Raw genomic sequence first — 17,981 nt, 5'->3', positions numbered from 1 at the left:
CCTAAGTCGCTTTTAAATTCATTCAAGAAGCAATATTCAATGCTTTTTTTTGCTCTTTTATAATGGAATTAATACCACCTTTTGCTAATGATAATAATTCTAGTAATTCATCATGAGAAAAAGGTTCACCTTCAGCTGTACCTTGAATTTCAATCAACTTACCTTCCTCTGTCATGATGACATTCATATCAGTTTGCGCATTAGAATCTTCAATATATTCTAAGTCGCAAATAGCATTACCATCAACAATACCTACTGATACTGCTGCGATAAATCCTTTAAATGGATTCGATTTTAGTAAACCTTTTTCTACCATGGCGTGTAATGCATCATATAAAGCAACACATGCGCCTGAAATAGATGCAGTCCGTGTACCGCCATCAGCTTGAATGACATCACAATCAACAGTAATAGTATATTCACCGAGTAATCCAAGGTCTACCGCTGCTCTTAAAGAGCGAGCTATTAAACGCTGAATTTCCATTGTGCGACCTGTTTGTTTACCTTTAGCTGCTTCACGTTGGGTTCTGCTATTGGTTGCTCTTGGTAACATACCGTATTCAGCGGTGATCCATCCTTGATTTTGCCCTTTTAAAAAACGTGGTACTCCCTCTTCGACAGTGGCATTACAGAGGACTTTTGTGTCGCCAAATTCAATTAATACCGAACCTTCCGCATGTTTAGTATAGTGACGAGTAATGTTAATTGGACGGACTTGTTCCGCTGTTCGGCCAGAAGGGCGCATGCAATTCTCCAGATCTAATGAATAAATTTTAAAATGGTTATAACAATTAAGAAGGACATTATAAATTAAGATTTTATAATGTTTAGCTAAAGCTAAGGCGATATTATACAGAATTTAGCGGACAATGCACACTGCAATTAAGGAAAAAAGATAAGATTTAAATAAGATTTTTTATTAATTGATTAACAAAGCGCTTAATGGTCGGTCCTATTCAACATATAGGACCAAACCAATAAAAATGAGTTACGAAGTTTTAACAGTAAGATCGTTAATGATAGCTGTTGGTGCATTTTTCATTACAGAAGCAATGCCATTAGTTAGTGAAGCGTTACTCGAATATTTTTCACTTGAACCTATAATTTTGCCATTAGAGGTCGATTTTAAATTGAAATGCAGATTTTGTATGTGATATGCCTTTTCAACCGTTGCATATTTTTTAACAGATTTTACTGCTGCTAAACAGCTTGCTTTAGTTTTGTAGCCTTCACTTTGTAAAATAATACGTCCGTTACTCGCTTTAAGACGAAAATAAAATTGATGATTTTTTTCACTCTTAAAGATTTCAAATTTACCACTCATACTTCTCTCCTTTACAATTAATTTATGACTACAATAAACTGTATCTATTTAATTTTTAAAGATTTATTTATAACAGATTATAAAAGATATTGCTACTTTGGAAAATAAAAAATTGTTTTAAAAAATGAAAATAATCAATTGATTATAATTCTTCCATTAATATTGAAGAATGATTGCCAATCTAATAATTGCAATTCTTAGTTAAGAGTATGCTATGATGATTATAAATTTGTTAGTAAGGTTATTTTATATGATTCGTAGTATGACGGCATATGCCAGAAAAGAAATAAATGCTAATTGGGGAAATGCAAGTTGGGAACTTCGTTCGGTGAATCAACGTTATTTAGAAACATATATTCGTTTACCTGAACAGTTTCGTTCACTTGAACCCATCATTCGCGAAAGGTTAAGAAGCCGTTTAACGCGAGGTAAAGTGGAGTGTAATTTACGTTTTGAATTGGATTTGTCTAATTTTCAGCAACAGCTTTTTCTAAATAAAGATTTGGCTAGTCAATTAATACAATCCGCCAATTGGATCAAGGATCAAGTAAACGATGGCAATATTAATATTATTGATATTTTACGTTGGCCTGGGGTGATGTCAGCTAAAGAGCAAGACCTTGATAAAATTTCTATAGAGATTTTGGCTTTGCTTGAAAAAGCGATTGATGAGTTTATTAAAGTAAGAGAAAGCGAAGGTAAATCTCTAGAACAATTACTCGTTCAAAGACTTGAAGCTATTACCGGCGAAGTAACTAAGATTCGTAATTGGATGCCGGAAATTTTACAATGGCAAAAAGATAAACTAAAAACAAAAATGGAAGAAGCTAATATCGAATTTGAACCCAATCGATTGGAGCAAGAACTGATCTTAACGGCACAACGAATCGATATTGCAGAAGAATTAGATCGTCTATCGACTCATGTTAAAGAAACCTATGCTATTTTGAAAAAAAATGAAGCTGTCGGACGGCGTCTAGATTTTATGATGCAAGAATTTAACCGAGAATCAAATACTATTGCCTCAAAGTCTATTAATGCAAATATTACCGCTTCAGCCATTGAATTAAAGGTATTAATTGAACAAATGCGAGAACAGATCCAAAACATTGAGTAATCATTGTTTTAAATTTAATTTTCTCTAAATAAAATAAAAGCCCTTTATATAAGGGCTTTTTTATGTGTTTTGAAAACAATATTAATAATAATAAAGGTTATTTAAATAGATAGAATTTCCCACCAAAAACCAAATAGATTACTAAAAACAATATTTAAAAATGTCAGTCCAAACAAAAAGATCATAAATGAAATATCAATATTGCCAATCGGTGGAATAACACGACGGATAGGTGTAATAAGCGGTTCTGTAAGTTGATAAAGTACGACTTCAAGCTGTGATTGACCATGACTAACCCAGCTTAAAATAGCACGTATAAATAATAACCAAAATATCAAATAACCAAAACTATGAATAATGACGAGAGGGGCATATATAAAACACTGCCAATACTTATATCCTAAATAGATATTAAATTTAGTGAAATATAATGTTGCACATAATTTAAGCGCAGCAACACAAAATAACACAATGAATGTTGCTGTATCAAATCGACCTAAAGATGGTATAAATTTACGCAATGGACCAATTATAGGTTGAGAAATTTTTACTACAAATTGCGCTAAAGGGTTGTAAAAATTGACGCCTGCATATTGCATCCATAGACGTAGAATAAACAAATAAACACTTAGCCCTAATACAGTATTAACAACAAAAAACAAAGGTGACATTAAAAACTCCTTTAAATTGATCGTTGTAATATATCATAATTTTGTTGAATTGTATGCTCTGGCGCCAAAGATCGCTGTACCGATTCTGACCATTGTACTACCGGCAACTATAGCGGCTTGCATATCATCTGTCATTCCCATTGATAGTGTATCAATATTATTAAATTGCTGTTGAAGCTCTTGAAATAAGCATTGCATTTTTTTGAACGTGGCAAGTTGTTGTTCATAATTATCTGTTACAGCGGGTATTGCCATTAATCCTCGCAGTTTTAGATTTGGTAATTTGGCTATCTCTTGAGCTAAATCATTAATTTCTTCAACAATAACACCTGATTTGCTTGCTTCATTACTTATATTGACTTGAATAAGAACATTGAGTAATGGCAGATTAGAAGGGCGTTGATCGTTTAAACGTTTGGCTATTTTAATTCGATCAATTGTATGCACCCATGCGAAATTCTCTGCAACAAGTTTAGTTTTATTTGATTGTAAAGGACCAATAAAATGCCATTCCAAATCAGTTTTTTGTTGCTCTTGAAAATAATGTATTTTATCTACACCTTCTTGAACATAATTTTCACCAAATTGATATTGTCCGCATTCAATAGCTTGTTCAATTGCTGTAACAGGTTTAGTTTTACTTACAGCAATTAACTGAATTTGATTGGGATCACGATCGCATTGTTTCGCTATTGTTGTAATTTGTTGGCGTATTTCATGTAAATTATCTTTAATTGTCATAAGCATTAATAAATTCAAATATGGAATCAATATTAGCGTTAAGTTTAACTCAAAATGCCTCCGATGTGCATCTTTCCAGTGGGGAAAACATAATTATTCGTCGTTATGGTGAATTATTAAAATTAGATCATGATAGGATAACCAACCAACAACTTGAACAAAAATTATTAGCAATATTAAATTCTCAACAAAGGCAAATACTCAAACAGGATAAACAACTTGATTTTGCATATGAGATAAATGGATTAGCACGTTTTCGTGGACATATTTTTTATCAAAATCGTGGTATTTCGGTCTCTTTTAGACTGATTAATTATCATATACCTTCATTTAATGAAATTCAGGCGCCAGATGTTTTTAAGCATCTAGTCTCAAAATCTCAAGGTCTAATATTGATTAGTGGTGCTACAGGAAGTGGTAAATCTACTACTTTAGCGTCAATGATCAACTATATTAATCTAAATCAAAAGAAACATATTATTACGTTAGAGGATCCAATAGAATTTTTATATGAAAGTGATTTATCTCTGATACAACAGCGTCAAATAGGCATACATTGCCATAGTTATAATGAAGGGCTTGTTGCTGTTTTAAGAGAAGATCCCGATGTGATTGTTATTGGTGAATTACGTGATCAGCAAACTATTAGTGCAGCTTTACAGGCAGCCGAAACAGGGCATATTGTTTTTGCTACTTTACATACACACTGTGCTATTGCAACAGTGAGTCGTATTATCGATACATTTCCTGATGAAGCAAAACCATTTATTAGATCTCAATTAGCTCACACTTTACAGGCAGTTATTTCACAACGATTAATTCCTGATGCTCAGCTTGGTCGTAAAGCACAATATGAAATTCTATTAAACCTTCCTGCTATCAGCAATCTGATACAGGAAGGGAAAATCAAGCAGATTATTTCAATTATGCAAACAGGAAGGAACTACGGTATGCAGAATTTTGATTAACTGTTTTAAACAGTTAATCAAAATAAATTCTTTTATCTTACTTAAATAAAAATGATGATCAGTGCGATAACGCCAATGATGATAGCTGCTATACCTAATTTTTCTTGCATAGGTTGTAACTTAGCCATCAACTTTAGACCTTTCTCTTCGGTAGCAGGGCTATGTGACAATAGATATTTGTTAATTAAATTGAAGCCCATTATGAAACCTAAGACAGCCTCCACGAGGGATACAATTAAACCGGCTAACCAGTAAAAAGGTGCTTGACCTACCACTTTAATACCCATTATGCTGCCAATTAAACTCCAAATACCTATAATACAAATTATTACACCGAGCCAACCTTGAAATGGAACCAATTTATCGAGTATATCTTTTGCATTAGGTTTTTTAGACAAAATAATTGATGGTGCCGCTGCAATACCTAAAACAATTAAAATAATACAAGTGATAATCATTTATAAATTTCCTCTGATTGATGCTAAATAGCATATAAATTATGCTGTTTTTTTAGCATTAATCAAGAAATTTATTTATAAATATCTTTAAAATTCAATGAGATGTGTATTTTTTATAATAATTCTTTCTCAGTAAATAGCCCACTAAATAAATCAGTACTTAAATAACGTTCACCTGATGATGGTAAGATAACAACGATCGTTTTATCTCTATTTTCAGGTAATTTGGCTAATTTATCTGCGACAAAAACAGCTGCACCAGAGGAAATTCCCGCTAAAATGCCTTCTTTATCCATAATTTTGCGAGCGGTTTCTATAGCTTCTTCATTTGATACTTTTTCAACTAAATCAATAAGTGATAAATCAAGATTATCAGGAATAAATCCAGCACCAATACCTTGAATTTTATGAGGTCCAGGTTGCAAAGGTTGTCCTGCTAATGCTTGTGAAATAACTGGGGAGCTTAATGGTTCAACAGCTACAGCAGTAATATCTTTACCATGTGTTTTCTTAATATAACGGGTGATTCCAGTAAAAGTCCCTCCTGTACCTATACCAGCAACAAAAATATCGATTTTACCATCCGTATCTTGCCAAATTTCAGGACCGGTAGTTTTTTCGTGGATTTCTGGATTAGATGGGTTACTAAACTGTTGTAACATTAAATGATGTTTAGGATCACATGCAACAATTTGTTCTGCTTTTTCAATCGCGCCTTTCATCCCTTTGGATGCTTCCGTCAGGATTAGATTTGCGCCAAGCCCTTTAAGTAATTTACGACGTTCAATACTCATACTTTCTGGCATAGTTAACGTCAATTTATAACCTCTAGCTGCAGCAACAGCTGCTAAAGCAATACCTGTATTACCACTCGTTGGTTCAACCAACTCAACGTCAGTTGTTAGTAAACCACGTTTTTCAGCATCCCAAATCATATTAGAGGCAATACGACATTTAATGCTGAAACTTGGATTACGCGATTCAATTTTCGCTAAAATATTTCCATTACCAAAGTGTTTTAAACGGACAAGGGGAGTATGGCCTATAGTTTGTGAATTATCATCAAATATCTTACTCATAATAAAATCCTTATAAATAATTTATAAAAGTTAACTATTAACAACGTTATTTAACAATGTTCGATATTATAAAACTAACTCGAAAAGATGATACTAATTAATAATTATATCTAGATGCATTTTAAATATAAGCAACAACATTTTTATCTTAGTTATTTGTTTTTTAAGCCCTAGCGTTATTATTTCAAAGTTACGATTTTTTATTATTATTTACTCAAATACTCGAATGGCATTGGTATTTATAACATTTAGTTTATGTCATAAACCAAGATTAATTGCTTCTATAGGAAAATAAATCTCACAATTTAACTAACTGCTTGTATTTATTATTTAAATTAATTATTGATATCTTGCTCGATCTCTAATTCAATTTGTTTTATTGCTTGTTGACAATGATAAATGCGTTGATTAAGCAGAGCTATTTTTGATTTATCGGCAATGTTTGATGATAGTTCTAATTCATATTTGCTTGCTTGCAATCTTCTTAGATAATCCAAATTAGTGTTATACCTTTCATATAAAGATTGAGGAGATTGATTTGTTTTCGCTGGTTCATCATTAGTTTGAATATTGGCTAGTTGTCGATTAAGTGCTTCAATCTGATTTATTAATCGTTGTGTTAAATATTCAATTGTTTCTAAACAAGGTAGAATATTATTTTTCTCAATTAATTTACATAATTTTTGATAGTTTTGATTAATTTCCTTTAAATAGAACTGATAATTCGCCTTTGGCGGGACATTCCCAAAAAGTGACATATCAAAACATGGGCTGTATAGGGTGATATGTTGGTACTTTTCTACATTCTGCGTTAATTGTTGGATAATTCTATTAAATTTATCCAGTAAATCAGTTGTACTATTTGGCATAATATTTTGATCAGTTGTCTAGAAATTGATTGGAATCTGTATCATCATCTAAATGACTTTTAGCCAGATTCATTAATTGCATAAAATCCATAAAATTTATGGTTGTCGTTTTAATAGATTTCGCCCCGATAATTTGCTTATTAATTAACCGTTCCTGAATGGTATTATAGTATTCTAATAGGTTTAATGGTAATGGGGATAGGGCGCGTTTACCTAACCAAATTATACCTTGAATGGGTAAACTTAAAGCAAAGATTATTGTAACTAGGGTAATCGCAATCTCAATGTTCATATAGTATTGCCACACAAATAGCAGCACAATAAGTGGTGGTAAATATTTCATGCCATACTTAATATACTTAATAATCGTGATTTCTGGAAAAGAGTGAACCAAAGACTTTTCAATTGGACAAACAGACATATATTTTTGACCAAACTTAAACAGTTTTAATAAATTCATTACAAGAGGATTCCTCGACATTAGTTATTTAATGGCATAAAATATTGCTCATTAGCATTGGGAATTTTATCTAACCTTTATTTTATTATAAAAAAAGCGTCTTATATAGAGTTTCTAAGTCATATTAATCATCATGATTAATTTATATGTTTTTAATTTAAATAAGTTTAACCATCCCCATTTTGGTTGGTGGTTTTGTTTTATTTTAAAAAAGGATTTATTATGTCGAGTAATCTTGTTCTCGTTTTGAACTGTGGCAGTTCATCATTAAAATTTGCCATTATCGATCCACAAAATGGTGATGAATATATTTCTGGTTTGGCTGAATGTTTTAATCTTCCTGATGCGCGTATTAAATGGAAATTAGACGGTGAAAAAGGTGAAGCATCTTTAGGTGCAGGCGCCGCGCATAGTCAAGCGATTAACTATCTAGTTAAAGAAATCTTTTCTAAAAAGCCAGAGTTATTAGCTAACATTAAAGCCATTGGACATCGTATTGTTCATGGTGGAGAAAAATATACACAATCTGTTGTTATTGATGATAGTGTATTACAAGGTATTAAAGACGCATCAGCATTTGCTCCTTTACATAACCCAGCTCATCTTATCGGTATCGAAGAAGCATTTAAAGCTTTCCCACATTTGAAAGATAAGAACGTAGCAGTATTTGATACCGCTTTCCATACAACCATGCCAAAAGAAGCTTATTTATATGCGCTTCCAAATGAATTATATACAAAATATGGTATTCGTCGATATGGTGCTCATGGGACTAGTCATTATTATGTTAGCCAACAAGCTGCTAAATTATTGAATAAACCAGTAGAAGAAACTAACGTAATTACTTGTCATTTAGGTAACGGTGCTTCAATTTCTGCAGTTAAGAATGGTAAATGTGTTGAAACTTCAATGGGCTTAACTCCTCTTGAAGGTTTAGTCATGGGTACACGTAGTGGTGATATTGATCCAGCTATTATGTTCTTCTTACATGATAATTTGAAAATGTCAGTAGCTGATATTAATAACCTATTAAACAAAAAATCTGGTTTATTAGGTCTAACCGGTGTTAGTAGTGACTGCCGTTATGTAACTGACCATTATGAAACGGATGAAAATGCTAAAAATGCTCTAGATGTATTTGTGCACCGTTTAGTAAAATATATTGGTGGTTATGCAATGTTATTAGATGGTCGTTTGGATGCAATTGTTTTCACAGGTGGTATTGGTGAAAACTCTGAAGAAGTTCGTCGTATGGCTTTACAAAAATTAGGTTTACTAGGATTTGAACTCGATCAAGAACGTAATTTAGCAGCTCGTTTTGGTAAAGGCGGAACGATTACTAAAGATGGTTCGGCGATTGCGATGGTAATTCCGACCAATGAAGAATTGGTTATTGCGCAAGATGCTGCACGTTTGACAGCATAAAATAATTGACCGCCAAATCTGGCGGTTTTTTTAGGTTAAAAGAAAAAGGAGTACAAAAGTGGCTCGTACAATTATGTTAATCCCTACGTCTTCAAATGTCGGTTTAACAGGCGTGAGCTTAGGCGTTATTCGTTCAATGGAACGTCAAGGGGTAAAAATCAGTTTATTTAAACCTGTTGCGCAACCTGCTCTAGGTGGTGATCGTCCTGATCAAACTACTACCTTAATTCAAAGCAATACATCAATTCCGTCAAATAAACCTCTGAAAATGAGTCATGTGGAAAAGTTAATAGGTCTAAATCAGCAAGATGTATTAATGGAAGAGATTATAGCTTTGTTTGCTGAAAATAATAAGCAATCAGAAGTTGTGCTTGTTGAAGGTATCGTACCAACCAATAATTATCCGTTTGCAAGTGAACTGAATTATAATATTGCTAAAACCTTAGGTGCTGAAATTATTTTCGTCATGTCTATGGGAAGTGATACCCCAGAACAATTAAAAGAACGCGTTGAGATTGCGCGATCTAACTTTGGTGGTGTTAAAAACGAGAAAATTACAGGCGTTATTATTAATAAAGTGAATGCACCAATTGATGCGCAAACACTAGCTCGACCTGATGTTTCAGATATTTACCATACACCAAAATTTGATGGTAAAACAATTACTATTGAAGATTTAAGACAACATAGTCCATTGCCTGTATTAGGATGTATTCCATGGAATATTGATTTAACAGCATGCCGTGCTATTGATATGGCAAATCACTTATCAGCTAAAATTATTAATGAAGGTGGTATTAAACAACGTCGTATCAAACATGTTTCCTTCTGTTCTCGTAGCGTTCCTAATATCATTTCTCATTTACGACCTAATGCATTATTAGTAACTTCTGCTGATCGCGCTGATATTATTACAACTATTTCTTTAGCAGTTATGAATGGTACTGAGATCGGTGGCGTACTTTTAACCGGTGGATATGAACTTGATGCAAATGTTGCAAAACTTTGTAAACCAGCATTTGAGACAGGTTTACCTGTTTTTAGTGTTGATACTAATACTTTCCAAACTTCGATCAACTTGCAACGTTTTAATCTTGAAATTCCTGTCGATGATAAAGAACGTTTAGATAATACACAAAATTTTGTGGCAGATCATATTGATTCTGAATGGATTAAAGCACTGAAAAATGAATCTACTTCAGGAATCGCTCGTATGTCACCACCGGCTTTCCGTTATCAATTAACTGAATTTGCACGTAAGGCAGGCAAAACGATTGTTTTACCTGAAGGTGATGAACCACGTACTATTAAAGCCGCTGTAATCTGTGCTGAACGTGGTATTGCTAAATGTGTATTACTTGGAAATCCTGATGAAATTAAACGTGTTGCAGCTACCCAAGGGGTAACTTTAGGTGCAGGCATTGAGATCATGGATCCAGAGGCGATTCGTGAAAATTATGTACCTCGTTTAGTTGAATTACGTAAAAATAAGGGTATGACCGAAATTTTAGCTCGAGAACAACTTGCCGATAATGTTGTTTTAGGAACTATGATGTTGGAACGTGATGAAGTAGATGGCTTAGTATCCGGTGCTGTTCATACTACAGCTAATACTATTCGCCCACCATTACAATTAATCAAAACTGCCCCAGGTAGTTCACTTGTTTCATCAGTGTTCTTTATGTTAATGCCTGAGCAAGTTTATATCTATGGTGACTGCGCTATTAATCCAGATCCTAATGCACAAGAATTAGCTGAAATTGCAATTCAATCAGCGGATACTGCGATTGCCTTTGGTATAGAGCCAAAAGTTGCTATGATTTCTTACTCAACAGGTAACTCTGGACAAGGTGCCGATGTTGAGAAAGTAAAAGAAGCAACGCGTATTGCAAAAGAAAAACGTCCTGATTTATTAATTGATGGACCTTTACAATATGATGCAGCGGTAATGCCTGATGTTGCTAAATCTAAAGCGCCAAATTCACAAGTAGCGGGTCAAGCAACTGTATTTATTTTCCCTGACTTAAATACAGGTAATACTACCTACAAAGCGGTACAACGTTCTGCTGATCTGGTTTCAATTGGTCCAATGTTACAAGGTATGCGTAAACCAGTGAATGATTTATCCCGAGGCGCATTGGTAGATGATATTGTTTATACAATTGCTTTAACTGCGATTCAAGCGACTCAACAATAATCATTTTTTCAAGTAGAATAATACATATGAGGTGATAATATATCGCCTCATATTGTTTTAGAGTATTTAATAATAATCTTATTATCGTATATTTATTAAGATTATTATTAAAAGCTATATTTAACAATAAAATCAATAACTTATGTTTTGATGTTTATTTTCAGTTCATAATATTCAATTGCTAATTAGGAAAAACTTCATGAAAAAAGACATCCACCAGCAGCGTATTTTAATTTTGGATTTTGGTTCACAAGTAACGCAATTAATTGCTCGAAGAGTTCGGGAAATTGGCGTGTATTGTGAACTTTGGCCGTGGGATGTTTCGGAAGAAAAAATTAAACAATTTAATCCTAAAGGTATTATTTTATCTGGTGGTCCTGAAAGTACTACGGAAGAAAATAGCCCGAGAGCACCTGAATATGTCTTTAATGCTGGTGTACCTGTATTAGGTATCTGCTATGGTATGCAAACTATGGCAATCCAAGTAGGTCAGGGCGGACAAGTTACGGCATCTAATCAACGCGAATTTGGTTATGCTAAAGTAGATATTGTTGCAAAATCAAAATTAACTGAGGGTATTTTAGATAGCACTAATGATTTGGGTATTGATCAACTTGATGTATGGATGAGTCATGGAGATAAAGTTACTTCATTGCCCAATGAGTTTACTCTAATCGGCCAAACCGAGACATGTCCATTTGCCATTATGGCCAACGATGAAAAACAGTTTTATGGTGTGCAGTTTCATCCTGAGGTAACACATACTGTTAAGGGATTAGAGTTACTACAACGTTTTGTTATTGATATTTGCCAGTGTGAAAAATTATGGACACCGTCTTCTATCATTACCGATGCCGTTGCCCGTATTAAAGAGAAAGTTGGCAACGATAAAGTGTTATTAGGTCTTTCTGGTGGTGTTGACTCATCCGTTACGGCACTATTATTACATCAAGCAATCGGCGATCAGTTAACATGTGTCTTTGTTGATCATGGTTTACTGCGTTTAAATGAAGCAAAGCAAGTAATGGAGATGTTTGGTGATAAATTTGGATTAAATATTATTGCCGTTAATGCTGAGGACCGTTTTATGGCTGCATTAAAAGGCGAAACCGATCCAGAAGCTAAACGTAAAATCATTGGTCGTGAATTTATTGCCGTTTTTGATGAAGAAGCAGCAAAATTAAAAGATGTCAAATGGCTTGCCCAAGGAACTATCTATCCAGATGTTATTGAATCTGCTGCTGCTGACACCGGTAAAGCTCATGTCATCAAATCTCACCATAATGTCGGTGGTTTACCCGAAGATATGAAAATGGGCTTAGTTGAACCATTACGAGAGTTATTCAAAGACGAAGTACGAAAAGTCGGTCTGGAGCTTGGTTTACCATACGATATGCTTTATCGTCATCCATTCCCTGGACCTGGTTTAGGCGTACGTGTATTAGGTGAAGTGAAAAAAGAGTATTGTGACTTATTAAGGCAAGCTGATGCTATTTTTATTGAAGAACTCTACAAAGCTGACCTATACCACAAAGTCAGCCAAGCATTTACCGTATTTTTACCGGTACGCTCGGTTGGAGTTATGGGGGATGGACGCCGATATGACTGGGTAGTGTCATTGCGTGCTGTAGAAACTATCGACTTTATGACCGCCCATTGGGCTCATCTTCCTTACGACTTCTTAGGAAGAGTATCGAACCGCATTATCAATGAAGTCAATGGCATATCACGTGTTGTCTATGATATAAGTGGTAAACCCCCAGCGACTATTGAATGGGAGTAAAGATTTTTTAGTTGTAAATTTTAATGAGTATATATAAAAGCCAGTGATATTAGTTATATCACTGGTTTTTTTGTGCCTTTAAAAGAACTATCATCCAGTATATCTTTAAATTTTCACGTAAAATATAATCGGAAAATTAATTAGCTTTTATTAGGAAATCTATATGTTAATTGAAACCATTAAAAGCAAAGGGTTATGATGTTCAGTAGCTAATTTTATCAGTGAGATATCAAGAACAGCCCTAGAATAAGGTGATAGTATATATCCAGAACTTAAAAAATATTCCTAATCTGACAAAAAATTATATTGCTTTGTGAGAGTATATACTTAATCACATACAAGATAATGACTCTTACTCAAAAACGATCATTCACAACGATTTATGTTCAATGAGGAATGATGTAGGTAAGAAGTCTGCTCAGTGGCTAAGCAAATTAGTGGATGCAAAGCTTGTTTTTATTGAAGGGAATGTTATTAAGGTTGATATTGAGTAGTTAAAATTTAAGAAATCAAATATTTCATTATAATAAGAAATGTAAAAATGAGATATTACTATTATTAATGACTATTTAAAAATAAAAATATTATGACATAAAACATCTTAATATTCTCATTAAAATTTTTTAATTAAAATAATTTAATATTTTGCTTTTTAAATGTTTATTTTATTTGTATTGTTTATCGAGATCATATAATTAAAATCAACAGTTAGTACAGCATATGTTCATATCTTATTTAAATGAGATAATATACATTAATAAAAGTATCTAAATCAAAATAACATTTCTTTTAAAGTATAAGGGATCATTATGGCTAATAATCTAAAACAACAAAGTAATCCTTTTTCAACTGGTGGGGGTGGAGTTAATTTTGAGACACGGGTACAAGCAACTTTTGTTATCGCATTATTAGCAGGTTTATATGTTCCATGCCTTTCTTCTACGATGAAAGCAAAAAAAATTAAATTTCAAAGTAAATATGAAGGAATTAACACTGATGACTTCTTACTTTATGCAGTAGATAGTAAAGGATCTGAAAATAAGCTGTTTGCTCAAATAAAACATGAAATATCAATGACTGAAAGAGATAGTATATTTAAAGAGGTTATTAATAATGCATGGCATGATTTTAAAAGCGACCATTTCAATCTTAATGCTGATTTAATTGTGCTAATTACAGGAACATTATCAAAAAATGACATAAATAATATACTACCAATTCTTGATTGGGCAAAATATGCATCTAGTTCTTCTGAGTTTATTAAAAAAGTAAATACTAAAGGCTTCACAAGTAAAGATAAAATTAATAAATTAGAGGTTTTTCGTCACCAGCTTAATATGGCCAATCAGGCTGCTATAACAGATGAGGAATTTTGGTTATTTTTAAAAACATTTCAAGTAATTTCTTATGATCTAGATTCTAAATCTTCTATTGTCGCAAACTTGTTATGCTCACTTATTGAAACCTGCTCATCTCAAACTCCATCATTAGTCCTGTCAAAAGTTATAACGTATACACAGGAGTTTAATCAAAATGCAGGTACATTAGAATTAGATAATGTTTCACAAGAAATTCGTAACCTTTTTGATAAAAAAATTATTAATTCTGTTTATCAAGATATTCGTTTATTGAAAGAGCGCAGTGATTACGTTTTTAATGGTATTAATAGTTGCATCATTGATATGCATGTTATACGTGCCGATTATTTAACTGATATATATGAAAAACTAAGTAACCATGATTTTTTGTTTGTTACTGGAGCAAGAGGGACAGGAAAATCAGCCATCATTCGTGATTTTATATTAGATAGAAATCTTGAAGTCTCTACTTTTTATTTACGAACAGAGGATCTGGATAAAGGTCATATTAACGATGTTTTTGCTTCTTTTGGATTAGCATCTTCGCTTTCTCAACTAGAAGGTTATTTTTCTCTTCTACCTGAAAAAATTTTAGTTATTGAATCATTAGAAAAGATATTAGAGCTAAATTTAAATAATGCTTTTATTGATCTATTACAATTCTTAAAAAAACAGACTGGCTGGAAAATTATTGCAACTGGGCGAGACTATGCTTATCAACAGATTATGTTTAATTATGTTCAGCCAAGAGGAATACTTTATGAAAGTATCAATGTTGGTCCATTTTCTGACGATCAAATTGAAGAATTGGGTAGTAAGATACCTGCATTAAAAACACTTTTAGAAAATCAATCATTAAATAAGTTACTACACATTCCGTTTTATATTGAACTAGCTATGCGAGCAATAAACAATGGCGCAAAATTTAATGCCAATAACACCGAAAAAGAATTTAAAGAAATTATTTGGCAAAGTGTGATATCGCGTGATTCAGATAGAAAATTAGGTATGCACATAAAAAGAAAAATGACATTTATTGAAATTGCAAAAAAACGTGCTAAAGAAATGACATTTGGTGTTGACGAAGACGACTATGATTCTGAGGTAATTGCAAAACTCGAAGCTGATAATTTAATTCATAGGGATTCAAAAAAATATGTTATTAGCCCAAAGCATGATGTACTCGAAGATTGGGCTTTAGAAGAGTTTATATCAAAAGAATATGCAAAAAACCGCCATGATATTAAACTATTTTTGCGTTCTATTGGTAATGAGCCCGCAATAAATCGTGCTTTTCGTTTATGGTTTTTCCAACAAATAAAATATAAAGAAATTAATATTGACTTTATTTATAAACTACTACTCACAGATAACATTGATAATCATTGGAAGGATGAAGTTATTTCTGCACTTTTACAAAGTGATTGTCCTGATGAATTTATTAAAACCATGACTAATATCTTATTAGAAAATGAGTGTTATTTTTTAATCAGGTTTTGTTTTATCCTTCGACTTACCTGCCAAAAACCAGTCTCATTACAGTTAAATAACAAGGCGCATGATAGTCATCAAACTAACACATTATTTTTAAAACCTAATGGTAAGGGATGGCAAAGTATATTTGATTTCATCTATGAAAATCTTGAAAAAATAACAGACAATGCCAAACCTCAATTAATACAATTAATGGATGAGTGGTGTAAGATCATTAACATTCAAAATAATCTGCCGGAATTTGCACGAACAGTTGGTCTGATTGCATTATGGCTTTTGGAACCAATTAAAGACTCATATCAAGATAATGATAAAAAACACCGAGAAATTATACTAAGTATTTTAATTAGAGTAAGCTTAGCAATAGACGGTGAATTTAATGAGTTAATGGAGAAGGATGTATTTATTTCTCAAAAACCTAGCGAAAGACTTGCTTATGTTGATACATTGATTAATTTGCTGTTTGTTAGCCCATATGTACCATTTATTTGTAAATATTCACCTAAATTAATTATTAAATTAGTGTGGCATGAATGTTTATCTCTACCGATAGAAGAAAATGAAGATATTTTTGGAAGGTATGCACGTATGGGTTTTAATGAATACTTTGGACTTGAGTATGAAAAAGGATTCTTTCCAGCAAGTGGTATGAAGGGACCATTTAAGCCACTTCTAAACTTCCATACAAGATTGGGGTTAGATTTTATTATTCAATTATTTAACACTACAGCTCAATCATACGCTAATTCTGATTTTTCGAAAGCCAAAGAAGATGAAGAGCATTCTATAATGGCTTTTGAAACTGTTGCAAAACAAATTGAATTAACCCTTAATGATGGAACCGTTATTAAACAATATGCTTCCCCATATTTATGGAAAGGTTATCGAGGTTCATCAACATTACCTTATATTTTACAGTGTGCACTGATGGCTCTGGAAAACTGGTTGATAGAAATAATACCTAATGCTGAAATTAACCTTATTGAATGGATATTTGATTATACATTACGTGCCAGCAATTCAGTTATGCCAACATCCGTACTGGCATCGATTGCAGTAGGTTTTCCTAGAAAGGTAGGAAAAGCGGCTTATCCCTTATTAAGAAACTATGACCTATATTTTTTAGATATAAAAAGATTTGCGAATGAGATGGGAGAAAATCATCCACACTGGTTTGGTATCGATAATGATATTATGACTCCATACTATCGTCGGGAACGTATCGACTCTAATCAAAAATCATGGCGAAAAAACACATTAGAAACATTATTGTGTGAGTTGCAACTTAATGAATTATATAGAGAAGATGTATTAGAAATACTTGATGAATTATCTAATATTGCAAAACAAACTAACAATGAGAACTTAAAGTTTCTAATTTATCGTTCAGATAGTCGCCAGTGGGAAGTTATTGTAGATCAAGAAAATAATAGATTACTATTACAAAACAGTTCAAATTTACCTAATGAGTTGCAATATTCCCAGCAAGTTTATCAAAAAAAGCACCAACACGATACCTCAATCCATACACTTTATGTATGGACTCATGATATGTTAGATCTAAAGAAAGTAAGTGACAAAAAATCAATAAATATTGATAAAGCCCTGTTATTGGCAAAAACATTATTTACAGCTTGGCAAGAAAATGAAATTCAGGAATCATATTCTATGATGGCTCTAGGAGCTATTATTAAAACAGCCGCGATTTGTATGCGCGATCACGCAAAGAACTTGACTGATGAAGATTTAGAATGGTGTAGTTTACTTATTTGTGAGGCTGCCATTAAAGATGCAAACAATGACTATTCAGAATTATCAGACGATATTAGCGATTCATTTGGTTCTGCGGCTTGTGCTTATGTTCTACCTATATTATTTGACTACACCGAAGAAGATGAAAAAGAGCAATTAAAAGAATTAATAGTTATAGCTTTAACTCACCCAAATGCAACTGTAAGAAAAAAACAGCCAAAGGTATTAGAGATTTCCTTTGGCAAAGGGATGCTGAGTTTGCCACAAACTGCTTATACGGAATGA

At 32.8% G+C, this 17,981-nt stretch carries 14 protein-coding genes; 6 read left to right on the top strand and 8 right to left on the bottom strand.

Going from position 1 to position 17,981, the window contains the following annotated elements:
- Positions 1 to 22: 22 nt before the first annotated feature.
- Together rph and FPB0191_RS06230 are read right to left on the bottom strand one after the other, a co-directional pair.
- Positions 23 to 745, bottom strand: a complete 723-nt coding sequence (rph, locus tag FPB0191_RS06235; RefSeq protein ID WP_039104769.1) for a ribonuclease PH — start codon at positions 743 to 745, stop codon at positions 23 to 25.
- Positions 746 to 988: 243 nt separating this feature from the next.
- The gene (locus FPB0191_RS06230) at positions 989 to 1,324 is read right to left on the bottom strand and encodes a YegP family protein (RefSeq protein WP_039104766.1); all 336 of its coding nucleotides are present in this window, start codon (positions 1,322 to 1,324) and stop codon (positions 989 to 991) included.
- Positions 1,325 to 1,574: 250 nt separating this feature from the next.
- Between FPB0191_RS06230 and FPB0191_RS06225 the strand changes: the two genes are divergently transcribed.
- Complete coding sequence (locus FPB0191_RS06225; RefSeq protein WP_039104764.1) at positions 1,575 to 2,441, top strand: YicC/YloC family endoribonuclease; 867 nt, start codon at positions 1,575 to 1,577, stop codon at positions 2,439 to 2,441.
- Positions 2,442 to 2,542: 101 nt separating this feature from the next.
- Here the strand turns inward: FPB0191_RS06225 and FPB0191_RS06220 are convergent, their stop codons facing one another.
- On the bottom strand, positions 2,543 to 3,112 hold the full coding sequence (locus FPB0191_RS06220; protein WP_039104762.1) for a YggT family protein: 570 nt from the start codon (positions 3,110 to 3,112) through the stop codon (positions 2,543 to 2,545).
- 33 nt (positions 3,113 to 3,145) lie between these two features.
- On the bottom strand, positions 3,146 to 3,859 hold the full coding sequence (locus FPB0191_RS06215) for a YggS family pyridoxal phosphate-dependent enzyme (protein ID WP_039104760.1): 714 nt from the start codon (positions 3,857 to 3,859) through the stop codon (positions 3,146 to 3,148).
- A gap of 14 nt (positions 3,860 to 3,873) precedes the next feature.
- On the opposite strand from FPB0191_RS06215, the gene FPB0191_RS06210 reads away from it, so the two are divergent.
- Positions 3,874 to 4,821: a type IV pilus twitching motility protein PilT gene (locus tag FPB0191_RS06210; protein ID WP_052236826.1), complete on the top strand. Its 948-nt coding sequence runs from the start codon at positions 3,874 to 3,876 to the stop codon at positions 4,819 to 4,821.
- A 41-nt stretch (positions 4,822 to 4,862) separates the two neighbouring features.
- Here the strand turns inward: FPB0191_RS06210 and FPB0191_RS06205 are convergent, their stop codons facing one another.
- The 4 genes from FPB0191_RS06205 to yfbV all read right to left on the bottom strand — a co-directional run bounded on the left by FPB0191_RS06205 (position 4,863) and on the right by yfbV (position 7,687).
- Positions 4,863 to 5,279 (bottom strand): hypothetical protein, encoded by a 417-nt coding sequence (locus tag FPB0191_RS06205; RefSeq protein ID WP_052236825.1) that lies wholly within the window; start codon positions 5,277 to 5,279, stop codon positions 4,863 to 4,865.
- A gap of 113 nt (positions 5,280 to 5,392) precedes the next feature.
- The gene (cysK, locus tag FPB0191_RS06200) at positions 5,393 to 6,358 is read right to left on the bottom strand and encodes a cysteine synthase A (protein WP_039104757.1); all 966 of its coding nucleotides are present in this window, start codon (positions 6,356 to 6,358) and stop codon (positions 5,393 to 5,395) included.
- A gap of 335 nt (positions 6,359 to 6,693) precedes the next feature.
- The gene (gene priC / locus FPB0191_RS06195) at positions 6,694 to 7,227 is read right to left on the bottom strand and encodes a primosomal replication protein PriC (protein WP_039104755.1); all 534 of its coding nucleotides are present in this window, start codon (positions 7,225 to 7,227) and stop codon (positions 6,694 to 6,696) included.
- A gap of 10 nt (positions 7,228 to 7,237) precedes the next feature.
- Positions 7,238 to 7,687, bottom strand: coding sequence for a terminus macrodomain insulation protein YfbV (gene yfbV, locus FPB0191_RS06190; protein WP_052236824.1), 450 nt, complete (start codon positions 7,685 to 7,687; stop codon positions 7,238 to 7,240).
- A 222-nt stretch (positions 7,688 to 7,909) separates the two neighbouring features.
- Here yfbV and FPB0191_RS06185 point away from each other — a divergent pair, with 222 nt between their 5' ends.
- From FPB0191_RS06185 to FPB0191_RS06170, 4 genes are all read left to right on the top strand, one after another.
- Positions 7,910 to 9,112 (top strand): acetate kinase, encoded by a 1,203-nt coding sequence (locus tag FPB0191_RS06185; protein ID WP_039104754.1) that lies wholly within the window; start codon positions 7,910 to 7,912, stop codon positions 9,110 to 9,112.
- Positions 9,113 to 9,170: 58 nt separating this feature from the next.
- Entirely contained in the window at positions 9,171 to 11,309 is a 2,139-nt protein-coding gene (gene pta, locus FPB0191_RS06180) for a phosphate acetyltransferase (RefSeq protein WP_039104752.1), read from the top strand.
- Between the two features lie 199 nt (positions 11,310 to 11,508).
- Positions 11,509 to 13,092, top strand: a complete 1,584-nt coding sequence (gene guaA, locus FPB0191_RS06175; protein WP_039104750.1) for a glutamine-hydrolyzing GMP synthase — start codon at positions 11,509 to 11,511, stop codon at positions 13,090 to 13,092.
- An 809-nt stretch (positions 13,093 to 13,901) separates the two neighbouring features.
- The gene (locus tag FPB0191_RS06170; RefSeq protein WP_052236823.1) at positions 13,902 to 17,981 is read left to right on the top strand and encodes an ATP-binding protein; all 4,080 of its coding nucleotides are present in this window, start codon (positions 13,902 to 13,904) and stop codon (positions 17,979 to 17,981) included.

This window comes from Frischella perrara, from assembly GCF_000807275.1.
In the GTDB taxonomy this organism is placed as follows: domain Bacteria; phylum Pseudomonadota; class Gammaproteobacteria; order Enterobacterales; family Orbaceae; genus Frischella; species Frischella perrara.
Note: the sequence above shows the minus strand (reverse complement) of the source record. Positions and strands in the feature narration are given on the sequence as shown.

Excerpts from the sequence above, each read along its gene's own strand:
- rph (WP_039104769.1), bottom strand. The coding sequence starts at position 745 with ATGCGCCCTTCTGGCCGAACAGCGGAACAAGTCCGTCCAATTAACATT.
- FPB0191_RS06230 (WP_039104766.1), bottom strand. The coding sequence starts at position 1,324 with ATGAGTGGTAAATTTGAAATCTTTAAGAGTGAAAAAAATCATCAATTT.
- FPB0191_RS06225 (WP_039104764.1), top strand. The coding sequence starts at position 1,575 with ATGATTCGTAGTATGACGGCATATGCCAGAAAAGAAATAAATGCTAAT.
- FPB0191_RS06220 (WP_039104762.1), bottom strand. The coding sequence starts at position 3,112 with ATGTCACCTTTGTTTTTTGTTGTTAATACTGTATTAGGGCTAAGTGTT.
- FPB0191_RS06215 (WP_039104760.1), bottom strand. The coding sequence starts at position 3,859 with ATGCTTATGACAATTAAAGATAATTTACATGAAATACGCCAACAAATT.
- FPB0191_RS06210 (WP_052236826.1), top strand. The coding sequence starts at position 3,874 with ATGGAATCAATATTAGCGTTAAGTTTAACTCAAAATGCCTCCGATGTG.
- FPB0191_RS06205 (WP_052236825.1), bottom strand. The coding sequence starts at position 5,279 with ATGATTATCACTTGTATTATTTTAATTGTTTTAGGTATTGCAGCGGCA.
- cysK (WP_039104757.1), bottom strand. The coding sequence starts at position 6,358 with ATGAGTAAGATATTTGATGATAATTCACAAACTATAGGCCATACTCCC.
- priC (WP_039104755.1), bottom strand. The coding sequence starts at position 7,227 with ATGCCAAATAGTACAACTGATTTACTGGATAAATTTAATAGAATTATC.
- yfbV (WP_052236824.1), bottom strand. The coding sequence starts at position 7,687 with ATGAATTTATTAAAACTGTTTAAGTTTGGTCAAAAATATATGTCTGTT.
- FPB0191_RS06185 (WP_039104754.1), top strand. The coding sequence starts at position 7,910 with ATGTCGAGTAATCTTGTTCTCGTTTTGAACTGTGGCAGTTCATCATTA.
- guaA (WP_039104750.1), top strand. The coding sequence starts at position 11,509 with ATGAAAAAAGACATCCACCAGCAGCGTATTTTAATTTTGGATTTTGGT.
- FPB0191_RS06170 (WP_052236823.1), top strand. The coding sequence starts at position 13,902 with ATGGCTAATAATCTAAAACAACAAAGTAATCCTTTTTCAACTGGTGGG.